An 18,372-nucleotide genomic window follows, 5' to 3' on the forward strand; every position below is an offset into this window, starting at 1 on the left:
GCGATGGCGCATGAGGGCCGGAACGTTAGGGCTAACATTCACGAAACGAGACCTCACAGCTCGAAAGGGACGCAGATGCCGCAGAATGACGATTGGTGGCGGGGCTCCGTCACGTACCAGATCTATCCCCGCTCCTTCATGGATGCCGACAATGACGGGGTGGGCGACCTGGCCGGGATCACCGAAAAGCTGGAACACGTGGCGTCGCTGGGCGTGGACGCGATCTGGCTGTCGCCGGTCTTCCCCTCGCCGATGAAGGACATGGGCTATGACGTGTCGGACTATACCGGCATCGACCCGGCCTTCGGCACGCTCGAGATCTTCGACGCCATGGTCGAGAAGGCGCATGCGCTGGGGCTGAAGGTCATCATCGACCAGGTGCTGTCGCATTCCTCGGACGAGCATCCCTATTTCGTCGAATCGCGGTCGTCGCGCGACAACCCCAAGGCCGACTGGTATGTCTGGGCCGACCCCAAGCCCGACGGCACGCCGCCCAATAACTGGCTGGCGATCTTTGGCGGCGGCGCCTGGGAATGGGAGCCGCGCCGCCGGCAGTACTATTTCCACAACTTCCTGAAGGAACAGCCCGACTGGAACTTCCACAACCCCGAGGTGCAGGACTTCCTGCTGGAGACCATGCGATTCTGGCTGGATCGTGGCGTCGACGGGTTCCGGCTGGACACGGTGAACTTCTACTTCCACGACAAGCTGCTGCGCGACAATCCCGCCAACTACCTGCCCTGGGCGCAGGACGCGGCAAAGCCCTATGACATGCAGTATTGCCTGTTCGCCAAGAACCAGCCCGAGAACCTGGGCTTCCTGGCGCGGATGCGCGCGCTGCTGGACGAGTACGAGGGCCGCGCCATGGTGGGCGAGGTCGGCGACAGCCATCACTCGATCGAGCTGATGGGCCAGTATACCAGCGGGCATCGCCTGCACATGGCCTATTCCTTCGAGATGCTGGGCCCGGATTTCAGCCCCGCGCATTTCCGCAGCCGGATCGAGGAGTTCTTCTACAAGGCGCCCAATGGCTGGCCGTGCTGGGCCTTCTCGAATCACGACGTGCCGCGCCATGTGGGCCGCTGGCTGAAGCACTCCAAGGACCAGGACGCGCTGGCCAAGCAGGCCGCCGCGATGCTGCTCTCCTTCGAGGGCTCGGTCTGCATCTACCAAGGCGAAGAGCTGGGCCAGGTCGATACCGAGCTGGAATTCCACGAGCTGACCGACCCCGAGGGCATCAATTTCTGGCCCGCCTCCAAGGGCCGCGACGGCTGCCGCACGCCCATGGCCTGGGCCGCCGATGCGCCCAATGCCGGGTTCTCGCAGGCCAACCAGACCTGGCTGCCGGTCAAGGCGCCGCAGGCGGCGCGGGCCGTTTCGGCACAAGGCGATTCGGACAGCGTGCTGAACTTCTACCGCGAGATGCTGGCCTTGCGCCGGCGCGAGCAGGCGCTGCACCTGGGCCGGATGCGCTTCCTCGACATGCCCGAGCCGGTGCTGGCCTACACGCGGGGCGACGACGTGCTCTGCGTCTTCAACCTGTCGGCCGAGTCGGTGAAGGTCTCGCTGACCGGTGCGGCGAAACCGCTTCTGGCGCAGGCGGCGGAGATTTCGGGGAAAACCCTGTCGCTGGGCGCAAACGGTTTCCTGATCGGCCGGCTGACCGACGCGTGAATGCCACAATTCGCGACTTCCGTTAGCGCTAACTGTTGATTTGATCAGCAAGTTGACCGACAGTCGCGTAACGTGACGAAACAAAGTCCCGCGCGGATCCGCGCGGGACCAGACCGGAGACAGCGCCATGACCACCGCAGATCTGCCGCCGCATCTGACGCAAGAGGACATCGCGCTGCTCAAGGAGGCGAGGCACCCGGCGCCCTTCGATGCGTTGGGCAAGCATGTCGTCAAGCGCAAGGCCTATGTCACCGCGATGGTGCCCGACGCCATCACGCTCGAGGCGATCGCCGGGCGCAAGACGGTCGAGGTGCCGCGGCTGGACGGGCCGGTCTTCGGCGGGCAGATCCCCAATTCCAAGGCCGGCTACAAGCTGCGCGCCACGTTCGGCGGTGGGCGGACATGGACCTTCGACGATCCCTATCGCTTCAGCCCCGTGCTGGGCGAGATGGACGAATACCTGATCGGCGAGGGCACGCATCGCCGGCTCTGGGACGTGCTGGGCGCGCATGTGACCGAGATCGACGGGGTTGCGGGCACGCATTTCGCGGTTTGGGCGCCCAATGCGGTGCGCGTCTCGGTCGTGGGCGATTTCAACGTCTGGGACGGGCGGCGCCACCCGATGCGCAGCCGCGGCACCACCGGCGTGTGGGAGTTGTTCGTGCCGGGGATCGAGGAGGGCGCGCTCTACAAGTACGAGATCGCCCCGCAGCACGGCGCCCCATTCCTCAAGGCCGACCCGGTGGCGTTCGGCGCCCAGCACCCGCCCGAGACCTCGTCGGTGGTGCGCGACATCACCGGCTATGGCTGGGAGGATGACGCCTGGATGCAGTCCCGTGCCACGCGGCACCGGCGCGACAAGCCGATCTCGGTCTACGAGGTGCATCTGGGTTCGTGGCGCCGCAATGTCGAAGAGGACCGCCCGCTCAGCTATCGCGAACTGGCCACCGAGCTGGTCGATTACGCGGTCGAGATGGGCTTTACCCATCTCGAATTCCTGCCGGTCAGCGAGTTTCCCTTCGACGGGTCCTGGGGCTACCAGCCGGTGGGGCTCTATGCGCCGACCATCCGCTTCGGCCCGCCGCACGAGTTCCGCGACCTTGTCGAGGCGGCGCACAAGGCCGGGCTGGGCGTGATCCTCGACTGGGTGCCGGGGCATTTCCCCTCGGACGCGCACGGTCTGGCACAGTTCGACGGCACCCATCTCTACGAGCATTCCGACCCGCGCGAAGGCTTCCACCAAGACTGGAACACGCTGATCTACAATTACGGCCGCACCGAGGTGAAGAACTTCCTGACGGCCAACGCGCTCTACTGGCTGGAAGAATACCATGTCGACGGGCTGCGCGTGGATGCCGTGGCCTCGATGCTCTACCGCGACTACTCGCGCCAGGACGGGCAGTGGATCCCCAACCGCGACGGCGGGCGCGAGAATTACGAGGCCATCGATTTCCTCAAGGAAATGAACACGGTGACCTATGGCGCGCATGAGGGGATCATGACCATCGCCGAGGAATCCACCGCCTTTCCCGGGGTCTCGACCCCTGTCGATGCCGGCGGGCTGGGCTTCGGCTTCAAGTGGAACATGGGCTGGATGAACGACACGCTGCGATACATCGAGAAGGACCCGATCTATCGCCAGTACGATCATCACCTGATGACCTTCGGCATCGATTATGCCTTTACCGAGAATTTCATCCTGCCGATCAGCCATGACGAGGTGGTGCACGGCAAGGGCTCGATGCTGTCCAAGATGCCCGGCAATGACTGGGAGAAATTCGCCAACCTGCGCGCCTATTACGGTTTCATGTGGGGCCACCCGGGCAAGAAGCTGCTCTTCATGGGCTGCGAATTCGCGCAATGGGGCGAGTGGAACCACAATGTCTCGCTCGACTGGGACGCGCTGCAGGGCGAGAACCATCGCGGCATCCAGGCGCTGGTGCGCGATCTGAACGCGCTCTACACCGCGACGCCGGCGCTGCATGCGCGCGATTGCGACCCGTCCGGCTTCCGCTGGATCGGCAACGACCCGCAGCATTCCATGTCCAGTTTCATGCGCTTCGGCGAGGAGGGCGACGCGCCCGTGCTGGTGGTGTGCAACTTCACCCCGGTCGACCGCCACGGCGTGCGGGTGGGGGTGCCCATGCCCGGCACCTGGGTCGAGGTGATGAACACCGACGCGGCCGCCTATGGCGGTGGCGACCGTCTGAATGCCGCGCCGCTGACCACGTCGTCGCAGGGATGGGACGGGCTGGAGCAGTCCATAGAGATCGCGCTGCCGCCGCTTTCGGTGGTGATGTTCCAGAAGCAATGACCGGCGCGCGCAGTGACGCCGCCACTTGGGAGGAGAGACCGACATGCAAGACCACAGACGTCTGGGCCAGCGATCCATGGCTTTCGTTCTGGCCGGGGGCCGCGGGTCGCGCCTCAAGGAGTTGACCGACAAGCGGGTGAAACCGGCCGTCTATTTCGGCGGCAAGTCGCGGATCATCGACTTTGCGCTGTCCAACGCGCTGAACTCGGGGATCCGCAAGATCGCGCTGGCCACCCAGTACAAGGCGCACAGCCTGATCCGCCACTGCCAGCGCGGCTGGAGCTTCTTCCGGGCCGAGCGCAACGAGTTCCTCGACATCCTGCCCGCCTCGCAGCGCATGGGCGACGAGGCGTGGTATCGCGGCACGGCCGACGCGGTGACGCAGAACATCGATATCGTGGACAGCTACGACATCGACTACGTGGTCATCCTGGCCGGCGATCACATCTACAAGATGGATTACGAGCTGATGATCCAGCAGCATGTCGAGGCCGGCGCCGACGTGACGATTGGCTGCCTGACCGTGCCGCGCGAAGAGGCCTCGGCCTTTGGCGTCATGGCCACCGATGCCTCGGGGCAGATCACCTCGTTCCTGGAAAAACCCGCCGATCCGCCGGCCACGCCCGAGGATCCCGACAAGGCGCTGGCCTCGATGGGAATCTACGTCTTCGACTGGCGTTTCCTGCGCGAGCTGCTGCTGAAGGATGCCGCCGACGAGGCCTCGAGCCATGATTTCGGCAACGACCTGATCCCCGAGATCGTCAAGAACGGCAAGGCGATGGCGCATCGCTTCGACGACAGCTGCGTGCGCGCCGAGGGGGCCGAGGCCTATTGGCGCGACGTGGGCACGGTGGACGCGTTCTGGCAGGCCAATATCGACCTGACGGATTTCACGCCGACGCTGGACCTGTGGGACCGCAACTGGCCGATCTGGACCTATTCCGAGATGACGCCGCCCGCCAAGTTCATCCATGACGAGGAGGATCGCCGCGGCATGGCGATTTCCTCGATGATCTCGGGCGGCTGCATCATCTCGGGCACCGAGGTGCGCAACTCGCTGTTGTTCACCAACGTGCACACCAATTCCTTCGCGGTGCTCGACCATTCGGTGGTGCTGCCCGACGTGGTGCTGCACCGCTCGGCGCGGCTGCACCGCTGCGTGATCGACCGTGGCGTGGTCATTCCCAAGGGGCTTGTCGTGGGCGAGGACCCGGAAGCGGATGCCAAGCATTTCCGCGTCACCGAGAAAGGCATCACGCTGATCACCCAGCCCATGGTCGACAAGTGGGAGGCCGCCCAGTGAAGAACGTCCTGTCGGTTACCTCGGAATGCGTGCCGCTGGTCAAGACCGGCGGTCTGGCGGATGTGGCGGGGGCCCTTCCGGGGGCGCTGGCCCCGTTCGATGTCCGGATGCGCACGCTGATCCCGGGCTACCCGGCAGTGATCGCCGCGCTGGAGGGGGCGCAAGGCGTGGCCGAGTTCGCCAGCTGTTTCGGCGGGCCGGCCCGGGTGCTGGAAGGGCGGGCCGGCGGGCTGGACCTGCTGGTTCTGGACGCGCCGCACCTGTTCGACCGTGGTGCTGGCATCTACCTGACCGCCGACGGGATCGACTGGCCCGACAACCCCGAGCGTTTCGCCGCGCTCAGCTGGGTCGCCTGCGAGATCGCCAATGGCGCGCTCGAGGGCTGGGTGCCAGACGTGGTGCATGCGCATGACTGGCAAGGCGGGCTGGCGCCCTATTACATCGCCCGCTCGCCCGCCAAGGGGCGGGTGCGCACGGTCATCACCGTGCACAACATCGCCTTCCAGGGGCTGGTGCCGGCCGACCGGATGGCCGCGCTGCGTCTGAACGCGGGCGATTTCCACAGCGACGGGCTGGAATATTACGGGCAGGTCTCGGCGCTGAAGGCGGGGCTGGTGCATGCCGACAAGCTGACCACCGTGTCGCCCACCTATGCGCGCGAGCTGATGACGGACGCCTTCGGCATGGGGCTGCAGGGCGTGCTGCGCGCGCGGGCGGCGGATTTTGTCGGCATCCTCAACGGGATCGACGAAACCGTCTGGTCGCCGGCCGACGACCCGCACCTGGCCAAGCCGTTCAAGGCGCCGCGCGGCAAGGCGGCCAACAAGGCGGCCCTGCGTGACGAATTCGGCCTGGCCGAGGCGCCGGGCCCGCTGGCGGTCGTGGTCTCGCGCCTGACCGAGCAGAAGGGGCTGGACCTGCTGCTGGCCGCGCTGCCGGGATTTCTGGAACGCGGCGGGCAACTGGCGCTGCTGGGCTCGGGCGATCCGGGGCTCGAGGCGGCGTTCCAGCAGGCGGCCAACGATCCCAATGTCGGCGTGAAGCTGGGCTATGACGAGCCGCTCTCGCACCGGATGATGGCCGGCGGCGACGCGATCCTCGTGCCCTCGCGGTTCGAGCCTTGCGGGCTGACCCAGCTCTACGGGCTGCGCTACGGCACGCTGCCGGTGGTGGCGCTGACCGGCGGGCTGGCCGACACGGTGATCCCCGCGACACCCGCCACGATGGCCCGGCAGGTGGCCACGGGGCTGCAGTTCCACCCCGTCACGGCGGATGCGCTGCGCGACGCGCTGGCCGGGCTGTGCGATCTTTACGCCCAACCCAAGCTGTGGTCGAAGATGCAACGCAACGCGATGGCGCATCCGGTGGGCTGGGACCAGTCGGCCGCGGCCTACGCGGCCCTTTATAACAGGCTGACCGGACCCGAATGACCGAGGGATACCAGATGACATCGGGGCGCCCCTACCCGCTGGGCGCCAATTTCGACGGCGAAGGCGTGAACTTCGCCGTCTTTTCGCAACATGCCACCCGCGTCACCCTGTGCCTGTTCGACAAGGCCGGCACCGAGGTGATCGAGATCGACCTCGCCGAGCGCGACGGCCATGTCTGGCACGGCTACATCTCGGGGCTGCGTCCCGGGCAGCAATACGGCTACCGTGTGCACGGCCCCTACGAGCCGCGCCACGGCCACCGGTTCAATCCGCACAAGTTGCTGATCGACCCCTATGCCAAGAAGCTGACCGGCCACCCGATGTGGAACAACGCGCTGTATGGCTACACGATCGGCCATGCCGAGGCCGACCTGTCCTTCGACACCCGTGACAGCGCCCGCTTCATGCCGCGCTCGGTCGTGGTGGACCCGGCCTTTTCCTGGGGCGCCAGCGGCTATGCGCCCGACCGCCCATGGACCGAGACGGTGATCTACGAGGCCCATGTGAAGGGGCTGACGGCCGAACGCTCGGACGTGCCCCATGCGGGCAAGTTCCTGGGCATGGCGTCAGACCCGATCCTCGACCACCTGACCCGGCTGGGCATCACCGCGATCGAGCTTCTGCCCGTGCAGGCCTTCGTCAATGACCGGTTCCTGGTGGAGCGCGGGCTGACGAATTACTGGGGCTACATGACCTACGGCTTCTTCGCGCCCGAGCCGCGCTTCATGTCCGTGGGCGAGATCTCGGAATTCCAGCAGATGGTCGCGCGGTTCCACGCCGCCGGGATCGAGGTCATCCTCGACGTGGTCTACAACCACACCGCCGAGGGCGATCAGATGGGGCCGACCCTGTGCTTCCGCGGCTTCGACAATGCCAGCTATTACCGGCTGACCGACGACCGGCGCTACTATGTCAACGATACCGGCTGCGGCAACTCGCTGAACATGGACCACCCGTTCGTGCTGCGCATGGTGATGGACAGCCTGCGCTACTGGGTCGAGGTCATGCATGTGGACGGGTTCCGCTTCGACCTGGCCAGTACGCTGGCGCGGTCGGGCGGCAGTTTCGACCGCGACGGCCCGTTCCACCGCGCCATCCGGCAGGACCCGGTGCTCAACAAGGTCAAGCTGATCGCCGAGCCCTGGGACGTGGGCCATGGCGGCTACCAGCTGGGATCCTACCCGGCACCGTTCCGGGAGTGGAACGACAAGTACCGCGACCAGGTGCGCAGCTTCTGGCGGGGCGACGCGGACATGGTCAAGAAGCTGGCCAGCCGGGTGGCGGGCTCGTCGCTGCAATTCGACCATGACGGGCGCCGGGCGACCTCTTCGGTCAACTTCCTGACCTCGCATGACGGGTTCACGCTGATGGACACGGTCAGCTATTCGCACAAGCAGAACCACGCTAATGGCGAGGACAACCGCGACGGGCATGATCACAACTGCTCGGACAATTGCGGGGTTGAGGGGGTGACCAAGGATCGCGAGGTGCTGTGGCGTCGCGCCCGTCGGCGGCGCAACATGCTGGCCACGATGCTGTTCAGCCAGGGCACGCCGATGATCCTTGCCGGCGACGAGCTGGGCAATTCCCAGCGCGGCAACAACAACGCCTATTGCCAGGACAACCCGATGGGCTGGGTCAACTGGGACGGGATGGACCCGGATTTCCTCGATTTCTGCCGCCGCGCCATCGCCATGCGCGCGCAGAACCCGATCCTGCGCCAGAAATGGTTCCTGCATGCCAAGCCGCGTCTGGTCGACGGCAAGCCCGACCTGATCTGGCGGCGCACCGATGGCGGCCGGATGGCGGACGAGGACTGGGCCAATCCCGACCTGCGCATCCTTGGCGCCGAGATGCGCATGGCGCGCGAGACGCCGCTCTACGAGCGGCTGCGCGGCGCGCTCTACGTCGTGTTCAATGCCGGCCCGGCCGAGACGGTGACCCTGCCCGAGGCGGGCAAGGGGCAAAGCTGGCGCCGCATCTTCGACACGGCCGACGATGCCTGCGCGGGCGAGCCCTGCACCACGGCCGAGATCCACGCGGAAAGCGTCGTGCTGTTCCGCCTGAATGATTGCGCGCCCGAGCCGGACCCGCAGAATTACTTTGTCCACAGGAGGCCTCGACGATGACGCCCAAAGCCGTTTCCACGCAACCCATCGACGGCCAGAAGCCGGGCACCAGCGGCCTGCGCAAGAAGACCCGCGTCTTCATGGAGCCGAATTACCTCGAGAACTACGTCCAGTCGATCTTTGACGGGATCGGCGGCGTGCGTGGCAAGCGGCTGGTCGTCGGCGGGGACGGGCGGTATTTCAACGCCGAGGCGATCCAGACCATCCTGCAGATGGCCGCCGCCAATGGCGCGGCGCATTGCTGGGTCGGGCAGGGGGGCATCCTGTCCACGCCGGCCGCCTCGCACCTGATCCGCAGCCTCGAGGCCGATGGCGGGCTGATCCTGTCGGCCAGCCACAATCCCGGCGGCATCGACGAGGATTTCGGCCTGAAATACAACGGCCCCAATGGCGGGCCGGCCTCCGAGACCGTCACCGCCAGGATCTTTGCCCGCACCCGCGAGATCGACAGCTACCACGTGGTCGAGGCCGAGCCGGTGGACCTGTCGGCACTGGGGCGCCAAGAGCTGGCCGGCATGACGGTCGAGATCGTCGACCCGGTGGCCGATTACGCCGCGCTGATGGAGACGCTGTTCGATTTCGACGCGCTGCGCGGACTTTTCGCCGGCGGTTTCCGGATGCGGTTCGACGCGATGCACGCGGTGACCGGCCCCTATGCCACCGAGATCCTGGAGAACCGCCTTGGCGCGCCCGAGGGCACGGTGATGAACGGCACGCCGCTGCCGGATTTCGGGCGCGGCCATCCCGATCCGAACCCGATCTGGGCGCGTGACCTGATGAACTGCATGTACGGCTCGGGCGCGCCGGATTTCGGCGCCGCCTCGGACGGGGATGGCGACCGCAACATGATCGTCGGGCGCAAATGCTATGTCTCGCCCTCAGACAGCCTCGCCGTGCTGACCGACCTGGCGCACCTGGCGCCGGGCTATGCCGACGGGCTGGCGGGCGTGGCGCGCTCGATGCCCACCTCGACCGCTGTCGACCGGGTGGCCAAGGCCAAGGGCTTTGCCTGTTTCGAGACGCCCACCGGCTGGAAGTTCTTCGGCAACCTGCTCGACAATGGCGACGTGACGCTCTGCGGCGAGGAAAGCGCCGGCACCGGGTCGAACCACGTGCGCGAGAAGGACGGGCTCTGGGCGGTGCTGCTCTGGCTCAACATCCTCGCCGCGACGGGGAAATCCGTGGCCGAGCTGATGCGCGACCACTGGCAGCGCTACGGGCGAAACTACTATTCCCGCCACGATTACGAGGCCGTGGACAGCGAGGCCGCCCATGCGCTGATGGATGATCTGCGCGGCCGGCTGGCCGAGCTTCCGGGAAAGAGCTTCGGGCCGCTGACCGTCTCGGAGGCGGACGAGTTCGCCTATGACGACCCGGTCGACGGCTCGCGCGCCGAGGGGCAGGGGCTGCGCATCCATTTCACCTCGGGCGGGCGCGTGGTCTTCCGCCTGTCGGGCACCGGCACGCAGGGCGCGACGCTGCGGGTCTACCTGGAACAGCTGGAGACCGCGCCCGACGTGCTGGACCAGGATCCGCAGGCGGCGCTGTCGGACATGATCGCGGCCGCCGACGAGATCGCCGGCATCTCGCGCCGCACCGGGCGCAGCGGCCCGGACGTGGTCACCTGAACGCGCGGGCGGGCGGGGCGATCGCCCCGTCCACCATGCCGGCCGGGGCGATGGCCCCACCCCACCGGGCCGGCCGGCTCAGACGCCCAGGTGATGCTGGGCCAGTTCAGGCGTGATCGCCTCGACCGGCCCGGTCCAGACCGAGCGGCCGCGTTCGAGGATCACCGCGCGGTCGGCCACCTGCCGCAGCTCCTTCAGCGACTTGTCGATGATCAGGATGGCCAGCCCGGTCTCGCGCTTGAGCCGGGCGATGGCGTCCCAGATCTCCTGCCGGACCAGCGGCGCCAGCCCTTCGGTCGCCTCGTCGAGGATCAGCAGCCGGGGGTTGGTCATCAATGCGCGGCCGATGGCCAGCATCTGCTGCTCACCCCCCGACAGGCTGCGCGCCACCTGGCCGCGCCGCTCGGCCAACCGCGGGAACAGCTGCCCCACGCTGTCCTCGGTCCAGGGGCCCGGCCGCGTCGCGGCAGAAAGGTTCTCGGACACGCTCAGATCGGAAAAGCAGCGCCGGCCCTCGGGCACCAGCCCGATCCCCAGCCGCGCCACCCGGTGCGAGGGCAGGGCGTGCAGGTCATGCCCGTCGAAGCGCAGGCCCCCCTGCGCGGGCAGCATGCGGCAGATGCACTTGACCGTGGTGGACTTGCCCATGCCGTTGCGCCCCATCAGCGCCACCACTTCGCCCGCCGACAGCTCCAGCCGGACCCCGAACAGGGCCTGGCTGGCGCCGTAGCGGGCAGTCAGGTCGCGAAGCTCCAACAGGGCGGTCATGCGCTGTCTCCGAGATAGGCCTCGCGCACGGCCGGGTCGCGGCGGATCTCGTCGACCGATCCGCTGGCGATGACCCGGCCATAGACCAGCACGCTGACCCGGTCGGCAAGGGCAAAGACCGCGTCCATGTCATGTTCGACCAGCAGGATCGGCGCCTCGGCGCGCAACCCGTCCAGAAGCCGCGTCAGCCGGGCCGAGCCCTCGGCACCCAGCCCGGCCATCGGCTCGTCCATCACGAAGGCGCGCGGCGCCAGCGTCAGCGCCACGGCGACCTCGAGCTGCCGGCGCTGGCCGTGGCTGAGCTCGGCCGTGCGCGTGGCTGCCTGCGCAGCCAGCCCGACACGTTCCAGCGCCGCCTCGGCCCTCTCGCGCAAGCTTTGGTCCCCCAGTGCCGGGCGCAGGAAGCGCCACGGCCGCCCCGAGGCGCCGAGCGCGCCCAGAAGCGCGTTCTGCAGCACGGTGTCCTCCATCGCCAGCTGGCTGATCTGGAAGGTCCGCGCCAACCCGGCCCGGGCCCGCGCCGGCACGGGCAGGCGCGTTACGTCGCGCCCCATCAGCCGGACCTGCCCGGCATCGGGCACCAGCGCGCCGCAGATCTGCGCGATCAGCGTCGACTTGCCCGCGCCGTTGGGGCCGATGATGGCATGGATCTCGCCGGGGTGCAGCGCGACCGAGACATCCTCGGTCGCCTTCAGCGCGCCAAAGGCCTTGGACAGGCCGCGTGTCTCCAGAACCGGCTCAGTCATGGGTCCGTGCCCGCCCGGCGATCATGCCGATCACGCCGCCCTTGCCGAACAGCACGATGCCCAGCAGAAGCAGGCCGAACCAGATGTGCCAATAGGCGCTGATCCCGCCCAGCCAGTGTTCCAGCGCCACGAAGAGCACCGCCCCCACCACCGGGCCGAAGAGCCGCGCGGTGCCGCCGATGATGATGAAGACGATGAACTCGCCCGAAAGTTGCCAGCTGAACATCGAGGGCGAGACGAAGCGGTTGAGATCGGCGAAGAGCGCGCCGGCCAGCCCGGTGATGGCGCCCGACAGGGTGAAGGCGGCCAGCCGCAGGCGGAACGGGTCCAGCCCCACGGCGCGCACCCGCTCGGGCACCTGCCGCGCGGCGTTCAGCGCCAGCCCGAAGGGCGAGCGCATGAGCGCCGCCGTCAGCGCCAGCGTCAGCACCAGCAGGGTCAGGCAGAGCGCGTAGAACTGGATCGGCACCAGCGTGTTCAGCCCGGGAAAGCCGTTGCGCAGGTAGATCGAGATCCCGTCCTCGCCGCCATAGCGCGCCCAGGAGATGGTGAAGAAGAACAGCATCTGTCCGAAGGCCAGCGTGATCATGATGAAATAGACGCCCGAGGTGCGCAGCGACAAGAGCCCGATCACGAAGGCCGCCAGCGCCGAGGCGACCAGCGCGACCAGCCAGATCACCGGCATGGACTTGGTGCCCTCGATCAGGACAGGTGCCTCCATCAGCGGCGTATAGGTCTGCGCGTGGTAGGCCAGCACCCCCATGGCATAGCCGCCGATGCCGAAGAACACCGCGTGGCCGAGGCTGACCAGCCCGCCGATCCCCAGCGCGATGTTCAGCCCCGCCGCGGCCAGCGCAAGGATCACGGCGCGGGTGGCCAGCGTGATGGTAAAGGGCTCGTCGGCCCAGAGCGCCCAGAGCGGCACGAGCACGAGGCCGGCCAGCATGGTGAGGTTGACAAGGGTCTCGCGGCTCATGCGCGGGCCCCGTAGAGCCCGGTCGGCCGCCAGATCAGCACGCCCGCCATCAGGATGTAGATCGCCATCGAGGCCAGCGCGGCGCCGGTCTGGGTGGCCGCGGCGGGCGCCATGACCAGCTCGAACAGCGCGGGCAGGAAGAGCGCGCCCAGCGTGTCGGTCAGCCCGACCAGTACCGCGCCCACCAGCGCGCCCTTGATCGAGCCGATGCCGCCGATGACGATGGTGACGAAGGCCAGGATCAGCACCGGCTCGCCCATGCCGACCTGAACCGACTGGATCGCGCCCACCAGCGCGCCCGCCAGCCCGGCCAGCGCCGCCCCCAGCGCGAAGACGAAGGTGTAGAGCCGGTCGATATCCACCCCCAGCGCGGCGATCATCTCGCGGTCATTCTCGCCGGCGCGGATCTGCACGCCGATCCTCGTGCGCGCGATCAGCCAGAAGAGCCCCGCCGCCACGGACAGTCCCGCCCCGATGAGGGTCAGCCGGTAGAGCGGATACTGGATGCCGCCGGGCAGGGTGACCGGCCCGGCCAGCGCCTCGGGCACGTCGAGATAGAGCGGGAAGGAGCCGAAGACCCAGCGCGTGCCTTCCGAGAAGATCAGGATCAGCGCGAAGGTGGCCAGCACCTGGTCCAGGTGGTCGCGGGCATAGAGCCGGCGGATCACCAGCAGCTCGATCAGCGCCCCGGCGGCGGCGGCCCCGGCCAGCGCGGCCACGAGGCCCAGCAGGAAGGAGCCGGTGGCGGCGGCGGCCGCCGCCGCGCAGAAGGCCCCGATCATGTAGAGCGACCCGTGCGCGAGGTTGATCAGCCCCATCACGCCGAAGATCAGCGTCAGTCCCGCGGCCAGCAGGAACAGCATAATGCCGAATTGCAGCCCGTTGAGGACCTGTTCGACGAGCAGGATCAGGGTCATTGGGACGGTCCGGGCAATGTGCCCCGCCGGTCGCCAGGCGGGGCAAATTTCATGCATGAAATTTGCAAATTCCGTTCACGGAATTTGGTGGCGCTCACATGTTGCAGTCGGGCCCGTAGGCATCGGTGTGTTCGGTGGCCGCCGTTCCGATGATCCGGTTGGTGACCACGTCACCTTCCTTGACCACTTCGCGCATGTAGATGTCCTGGATCGGGTGGTGGTTGTCGGCGAAGGCGAAATCCCCGCGCACCGACTGGAAATCGGCCGCTTTCAGCGCCGCGCGGAAGGCGTCGGGATCGGAGACATCTGCTGTCTCCACCGCCGATACCAGCAGCAGCCCGGTATCATAGCCCTGCGCCGCGTAGAGCGAGGGCAGCCGACCATAGGCTTCCTCGAAGGCTGCGACGAAATCGGCATTGCCCGGCACGTCGAGATCCTTCGACCAATGCGCGGTGTTCCGCACGCCGAGTGCCGCCTCGCCGATCGCGCCCAGGATCCCCTGGTCGAAGCTGAAGGCCGGGCCCATCACCGGGGTCTCGGCGCCCGAGCCGGAATACTGCTTCATGAAGGAGATCCCCATCCCGCCGGGCAGGAAGTAGAACAGCATCTCTGCCTCCGAGGCGCGGATCTGCGCGATCTCGGCGGCATAGTCGGTCTGGCCCAGCCGTGTGTAGATCTCGTCCTCGACCGTGCCCTCGAAGAAGCGTTTGAAGCCGGTGATGCCGTCCACGCCGGCGGGGTAGTTCGGCGCCATCAGGATGACCGAGCCGATGCCGTTTTCCGAGGCCCAGCTGCCCGCGGCCTCGTAGAAGGCGTCATTCTGCCAGGCGACGTTGAAATAGTTCTGGTGGCAGCCGCGCCCGGCCAGCTGCGAGGGGCCGGCATTGGGCGACAGGTAGAACTTGCCCTGCGCGGTCACGCTGGGCACCACCGCCATGGCGAGGTTCGACCAGATGATACCGGTCAGCACGTCGACCTTCTCGGACTGGACCATCTTGTCGGCCAGCTGCACCGCCACGTCGGGCTTGCGCTGGTCGTCCTCGATCACGACCTCGATATCGTCGCGGCCGGACTGCTCCAGCGCCAGCAAGAAGCCGTCGCGCACGTCCAGCCCCAGCGACGCGCCGCCGCCCGATAATGTCGTGATCATGCCCACCTTCACCTCGGCCAGTGCCGAGGTGGCCAGCGCCGCGGCCGCTGCCGTGGCCAGGGCCAGTCGCTTGAAAGTCATGTGGTCTTCCTCCCTGTCCCGGGGGCCGCCCCTGAGCCGTGCCGGTCGCCCCGCTAGAATGCCCGGAATGTCAGGGTGGTGAGCGTCCGCTCGATCCCCTCGATCCCCAGCAGGTTGTCGTTGATGTAGAGCCCGATATCGTGATCCTCGGGAATGTAGAGCTTGACCAGAAGGTCGTATTCGCCGCTCGTCGAGTAGAGCTCGGAATGGATCTCGCGCAGCGCGATGTCGCCGGCGACCCGGTAGGCCGTGCCGGGCTTGCAGCGGATCTGTACGAAAACGCAGTTCATGTCCGGACTCCCAAATGCTCCGCCGCCCCGAATTGACCGCAAATCCGGGCCCGAATCCACCCCCAACTTTCCCGGGGGCTTGCGAAATTCCCGATCCTGCCCGACCTTGCGCGCGCGGCGGGCGCGGGGTTCCGCCGGACAGGGAAAGGAAAACGGACCATGGGCGAGCAGCGATACACGGATCTCGACGGGGCGTCGGTCTTCATCACCGGTGGCGGTGCGGGGATCGGCGCGGCGCTGACCGAGGGCTTCCTCGAGCAGGGGGCCCGCGTCGCCTTCGTCCAGCGTTCGGACGCGTCGGAATTCTGCGACGAGATGGCGGCGCGGCACGGGTCGCGGCCGCTCTTCCTGCCCTGCGACGTGACCGACACCGAGGCGCTGCGCCGCTGCATCGCCGAGGCCGCCGAGGCGCACGGCCCGATCAGCGTGCTGGTCAACAACGTGGCCAATGATGCGCGGCACGACACGCTGGACATGGAAGAGGCCGACTGGGAGGCCGCGCTGGCGGTCAACCTGCGGCCCTATTTCTTTGCCACCCAGGCCGTGGTGCCGATGATGAAGCGCATGGGCGGCGGTACGATCGTGAATTTCAGCTCGATCAGCTACATGGTCGGCGCCGCCGAGATGCCCGCCTATACCGCGGCCAACGGCGCGATCACGGCGCTGACGCGCGGCCATGCCCGCGAGTTCGGCCGCGACGGCATCCGCGTCAACGCGGTGGCGCCGGGCTGGGTGCTGACCGAGCGGCAGATGCGGCTCTGGGCCTCGCCCGAAGCGCTGGGCGCCTTTCTCGAGCGGCAATGCATCGGCCGGCACCTGACGCCGGTCGACATGGTCGGGCCGGTGCTGTTCCTGGCCTCCTCGGCCTCCAGCGTCATCACCGGGCAATGCATCGCCGCCGATGGCGGGGTGGTGACTGTCGCCGCCTGACGCGCTAAGCCGGGCGCGAGGACCCGCCGCGCGGCGCGGGCGAGGAGGGAGAACACGCGATGACCACCGCCATCCTGTCGCAGACGAAATGCCAGCTGGGCGAGGGGCCGCTCTGGCATCCCGAGCGCGGCACGCTGTTCTGGTTCGACATCCTGTCGCACAGGCTTTTCGAACATGACGGCACGGCCGAGCGGCACTGGCAGTTCGACCGCGCCGTCTCGGCCGCGGGCTGGGTGGATCGCGACCGCCTGCTGGTGGCCTCCGAGCGCGATCTCTTCGTCTTCGACCTCGAGACCGGGGCCGAGGAGCATATCGTCGATCTGGAGGCCGACATTCCCGGCAACCGCTCCAATGACGGGCGCGCCGACCCGTTCGGCGGGTTCTGGATCGGCACGATGAGCTATGATGCAGCGCCCGGGGCGGGGGCGATCTATCGCTATTATCGCGGCGAGTTGCGCCGCATCCTGTCCGACATCACCATCACCAACGCGATCTGTTTCGCGCCCGACGGCAGCACCGCCTATTTCGCCGACACGGTGACCGACGAGATCCGCAAGGTCGCGCTGGATGCCGAGGGCTGGCCTTCGGGCGCGCCCGAGCGGTTCGTGGACCTGACCGACAATGGCTGGCACCCGGACGGCGCCGTGGTCGATGTTCAGGGCAACCTGTGGAACGCGCAATGGGGCCATTCGCGCGTGGCCTGCTATGCGTCCGATGGCACATTCCTGCGCGCCGTGCCCTTCCCGGCCACCCAGATCAGCTGCCCCTGTTTCGGCGGCCCGGATCTGGGCCGGCTGTTCGCCACCTCGGCCGCGGTCGGCACGGGGGCCGAGGATCCGCAGGCGGGGCTGACCTTCGTGGCCGATCTGGACGGTCTGCGCGGGCAGGCCGAGCACCGGGTCATCCTCTGACCGGCGGGGCGAGATGGCACGCAGCGCAGATATCCTGATCATCGGCGGCGGCATGGCCGGGGCGAGCCTTGCCGGGCGCATCGCACCCGAGGCGCGGGTGATCCTGCTCGAGGCCGACCCACGGCCGGGCATGCAGGCCTCGGGGCGGTCGGCGGCGCTCTTCGTGCGCAATTACGGCAATGCCACGATCCGCGCGATCAATGATCTCGCCGCCCCCTTCCTGGCCGCGCCGGACCTGCTAGACGAGCCCTCGTTCCTGTCGCCGCGCGGCGTGCTCCACATCGCCGGGCCCGACGAGGCCGAGCGGCTGGACCGCGGCGTGGCCGAGGCCGCCGGGGTCGAGAAACTGAGCCCGGGCGCGGCGCTGGACCGTGTGCCCATCCTGCGCCCCGACAGCGCGGCCTCGGCCTGGCTGGAGCCCGGCGCACAGGATATCGATGCCGACCGGATGCTGGCCGCCTTCCTGCGGCGCGCTCGGCGCTTCGGGGCCGGGATCGAGACCAATGCCCGCGTCACCGCCATCGCGCATGACGGCGACTGGCAGGTCACCGCGGGGGGTGAGACCTACAGCGCGCCGGTTCTGGTCAACGCGGCGGGCGCCTGGGCCGACGAGGTGGCGGCGCTGGCGCGGGCACGGCCGCGCGGGCTGCAGCCGCTTCGGCGCAGCGCCGCGCTGCTGCCGGTGCCGGAGGATCTGCGGATCGACGACTGGCCCATGGTGCTGCCGGTGGGCGAGACATGGTATGCCAAGCCCGATGCCGGCAAGCTGCTGGTCTCGCCCGCCGATGCCGATCCGGTCGCGCCGATGGATGCCTGGCCGGATGACATGGTGCTGGCCGAGGGGCTGCACCGGTTCGAGCAGGCCGTGACCCTGCCGGTGACCCGCGTCTCGCACAGCTGGGCCGGGCTGCGCACCTTCGCACCCGACAAGACCCCGCTGGTCGGCTTCGACGCCGCGGCCGAGGGGTTCTTCTGGCTGGCCGGGCAAGGCGGCTATGGTATCAAGACCGCGCCGGTCCTTGCCTCCATCGCCGCCGCGCTGCTGCAAGGCCGGGCACCTGACGAGCCCGCGACGATCACGACGGCGCTGGACCCCAACCGGCTCTGAGGCTTGATCCGCGGCAG

Annotated in this window: 15 protein-coding genes; 9 read left to right on the forward strand and 6 right to left on the reverse strand. The window is 68.0% G+C overall.

What is annotated here, in order from left to right; translation table 11 throughout:
* Window positions 1–75: 75 nt before the first annotated feature.
* From AVJ23_RS09540 to AVJ23_RS09565, 6 genes are all read left to right on the forward strand, one after another.
* On the forward strand, window positions 76–1,674 hold the full coding sequence (locus AVJ23_RS09540; RefSeq protein WP_058861940.1) for an alpha-amylase family glycosyl hydrolase: 1,599 nt from the start codon (window positions 76–78) through the stop codon (window positions 1,672–1,674).
* Between the two features lie 127 nt (window positions 1,675–1,801).
* Window positions 1,802–3,988, forward strand: a complete 2,187-nt coding sequence (gene glgB / locus AVJ23_RS09545) for a 1,4-alpha-glucan branching protein GlgB (protein ID WP_058861941.1) — start codon at window positions 1,802–1,804, stop codon at window positions 3,986–3,988.
* A gap of 43 nt (window positions 3,989–4,031) precedes the next feature.
* Window positions 4,032–5,291, forward strand: a complete 1,260-nt coding sequence (gene glgC, locus AVJ23_RS09550; protein WP_084794411.1) for a glucose-1-phosphate adenylyltransferase — start codon at window positions 4,032–4,034, stop codon at window positions 5,289–5,291.
* Window positions 5,288–6,721: a glycogen synthase GlgA gene (gene glgA, locus AVJ23_RS09555; protein WP_099045488.1), complete on the forward strand. Its 1,434-nt coding sequence runs from the start codon at window positions 5,288–5,290 to the stop codon at window positions 6,719–6,721. The genes glgC and glgA overlap by 4 nt, the downstream gene beginning before the upstream one ends.
* Complete coding sequence (glgX, locus tag AVJ23_RS09560) at window positions 6,718–8,850, forward strand: glycogen debranching protein GlgX (protein ID WP_084794413.1); 2,133 nt, start codon at window positions 6,718–6,720, stop codon at window positions 8,848–8,850. The genes glgA and glgX overlap by 4 nt, the downstream gene beginning before the upstream one ends.
* A complete protein-coding gene (locus tag AVJ23_RS09565; RefSeq protein ID WP_058861944.1) occupies window positions 8,847–10,478 on the forward strand; it encodes an alpha-D-glucose phosphate-specific phosphoglucomutase in 1,632 nt (543 codons plus the stop codon). Before glgX ends, AVJ23_RS09565 begins: the two co-directional genes overlap by 4 nt.
* A gap of 78 nt (window positions 10,479–10,556) precedes the next feature.
* Here the strand turns inward: AVJ23_RS09565 and AVJ23_RS09570 are convergent, their stop codons facing one another.
* From AVJ23_RS09570 to AVJ23_RS09595, 6 genes are all read right to left on the reverse strand, one after another.
* Complete coding sequence (locus tag AVJ23_RS09570) at window positions 10,557–11,246, reverse strand: ABC transporter ATP-binding protein (protein ID WP_058861945.1); 690 nt, start codon at window positions 11,244–11,246, stop codon at window positions 10,557–10,559.
* Window positions 11,243–11,992: an ABC transporter ATP-binding protein gene (locus AVJ23_RS09575; RefSeq protein ID WP_058861946.1), complete on the reverse strand. Its 750-nt coding sequence runs from the start codon at window positions 11,990–11,992 to the stop codon at window positions 11,243–11,245. The genes AVJ23_RS09570 and AVJ23_RS09575 overlap by 4 nt, the downstream gene beginning before the upstream one ends.
* A complete protein-coding gene (locus AVJ23_RS09580; protein WP_058861947.1) occupies window positions 11,985–12,968 on the reverse strand; it encodes a branched-chain amino acid ABC transporter permease in 984 nt (327 codons plus the stop codon). The genes AVJ23_RS09575 and AVJ23_RS09580 overlap by 8 nt, the downstream gene beginning before the upstream one ends.
* Window positions 12,965–13,885: a branched-chain amino acid ABC transporter permease gene (locus AVJ23_RS09585; protein WP_058861948.1), complete on the reverse strand. Its 921-nt coding sequence runs from the start codon at window positions 13,883–13,885 to the stop codon at window positions 12,965–12,967. Before AVJ23_RS09585 ends, AVJ23_RS09580 begins: the two co-directional genes overlap by 4 nt.
* Before the next feature lie 94 nt (window positions 13,886–13,979).
* On the reverse strand, window positions 13,980–15,116 hold the full coding sequence (locus AVJ23_RS09590; protein WP_058861949.1) for an ABC transporter substrate-binding protein: 1,137 nt from the start codon (window positions 15,114–15,116) through the stop codon (window positions 13,980–13,982).
* 53 nt (window positions 15,117–15,169) lie between these two features.
* Complete coding sequence (locus AVJ23_RS09595; RefSeq protein ID WP_058861950.1) at window positions 15,170–15,406, reverse strand: Lrp/AsnC ligand binding domain-containing protein; 237 nt, start codon at window positions 15,404–15,406, stop codon at window positions 15,170–15,172.
* 159 nt (window positions 15,407–15,565) lie between these two features.
* Between AVJ23_RS09595 and AVJ23_RS09600 the strand changes: the two genes are divergently transcribed.
* From AVJ23_RS09600 to AVJ23_RS09610, 3 genes are read left to right on the forward strand one after another with little or no spacing between them, the layout of a single operon-like run.
* A complete protein-coding gene (locus AVJ23_RS09600; RefSeq protein WP_058861951.1) occupies window positions 15,566–16,336 on the forward strand; it encodes an SDR family NAD(P)-dependent oxidoreductase in 771 nt (256 codons plus the stop codon).
* 59 nt (window positions 16,337–16,395) lie between these two features.
* Window positions 16,396–17,247, forward strand: coding sequence for an SMP-30/gluconolactonase/LRE family protein (locus AVJ23_RS09605; RefSeq protein WP_058861952.1), 852 nt, complete (start codon window positions 16,396–16,398; stop codon window positions 17,245–17,247).
* Between the two features lie 13 nt (window positions 17,248–17,260).
* Window positions 17,261–18,355 (forward strand): NAD(P)/FAD-dependent oxidoreductase, encoded by a 1,095-nt coding sequence (locus AVJ23_RS09610; protein WP_058861953.1) that lies wholly within the window; start codon window positions 17,261–17,263, stop codon window positions 18,353–18,355.
* Window positions 18,356–18,372 lie beyond the last annotated feature (17 nt).

Origin of the sequence: Pseudoponticoccus marisrubri, from assembly GCF_001482405.1 — a bacterium.
Taxonomy (GTDB): Bacteria; Pseudomonadota; Alphaproteobacteria; order Rhodobacterales; family Rhodobacteraceae; genus Pseudoponticoccus; species Pseudoponticoccus marisrubri.

Excerpts from the sequence above, each read along its gene's own strand:
- AVJ23_RS09585 (WP_058861948.1), bottom strand. The coding sequence starts at position 13,885 with ATGACCCTGATCCTGCTCGTCGAACAGGTCCTCAACGGGCTGCAATTC.
- AVJ23_RS09605 (WP_058861952.1), top strand. The coding sequence starts at position 16,396 with ATGACCACCGCCATCCTGTCGCAGACGAAATGCCAGCTGGGCGAGGGG.
- AVJ23_RS09590 (WP_058861949.1), bottom strand. The coding sequence starts at position 15,116 with ATGACTTTCAAGCGACTGGCCCTGGCCACGGCAGCGGCCGCGGCGCTG.
- AVJ23_RS09565 (WP_058861944.1), top strand. The coding sequence starts at position 8,847 with ATGACGCCCAAAGCCGTTTCCACGCAACCCATCGACGGCCAGAAGCCG.
- glgX (WP_084794413.1), top strand. The coding sequence starts at position 6,718 with ATGACCGAGGGATACCAGATGACATCGGGGCGCCCCTACCCGCTGGGC.
- AVJ23_RS09600 (WP_058861951.1), top strand. The coding sequence starts at position 15,566 with ATGGGCGAGCAGCGATACACGGATCTCGACGGGGCGTCGGTCTTCATC.
- AVJ23_RS09575 (WP_058861946.1), bottom strand. The coding sequence starts at position 11,992 with ATGACTGAGCCGGTTCTGGAGACACGCGGCCTGTCCAAGGCCTTTGGC.
- glgC (WP_084794411.1), top strand. The coding sequence starts at position 4,032 with ATGCAAGACCACAGACGTCTGGGCCAGCGATCCATGGCTTTCGTTCTG.
- AVJ23_RS09610 (WP_058861953.1), top strand. The coding sequence starts at position 17,261 with ATGGCACGCAGCGCAGATATCCTGATCATCGGCGGCGGCATGGCCGGG.
- AVJ23_RS09570 (WP_058861945.1), bottom strand. The coding sequence starts at position 11,246 with ATGACCGCCCTGTTGGAGCTTCGCGACCTGACTGCCCGCTACGGCGCC.
- glgB (WP_058861941.1), top strand. The coding sequence starts at position 1,802 with ATGACCACCGCAGATCTGCCGCCGCATCTGACGCAAGAGGACATCGCG.
- AVJ23_RS09595 (WP_058861950.1), bottom strand. The coding sequence starts at position 15,406 with ATGAACTGCGTTTTCGTACAGATCCGCTGCAAGCCCGGCACGGCCTAC.
- AVJ23_RS09580 (WP_058861947.1), bottom strand. The coding sequence starts at position 12,968 with ATGAGCCGCGAGACCCTTGTCAACCTCACCATGCTGGCCGGCCTCGTG.
- AVJ23_RS09540 (WP_058861940.1), top strand. The coding sequence starts at position 76 with ATGCCGCAGAATGACGATTGGTGGCGGGGCTCCGTCACGTACCAGATC.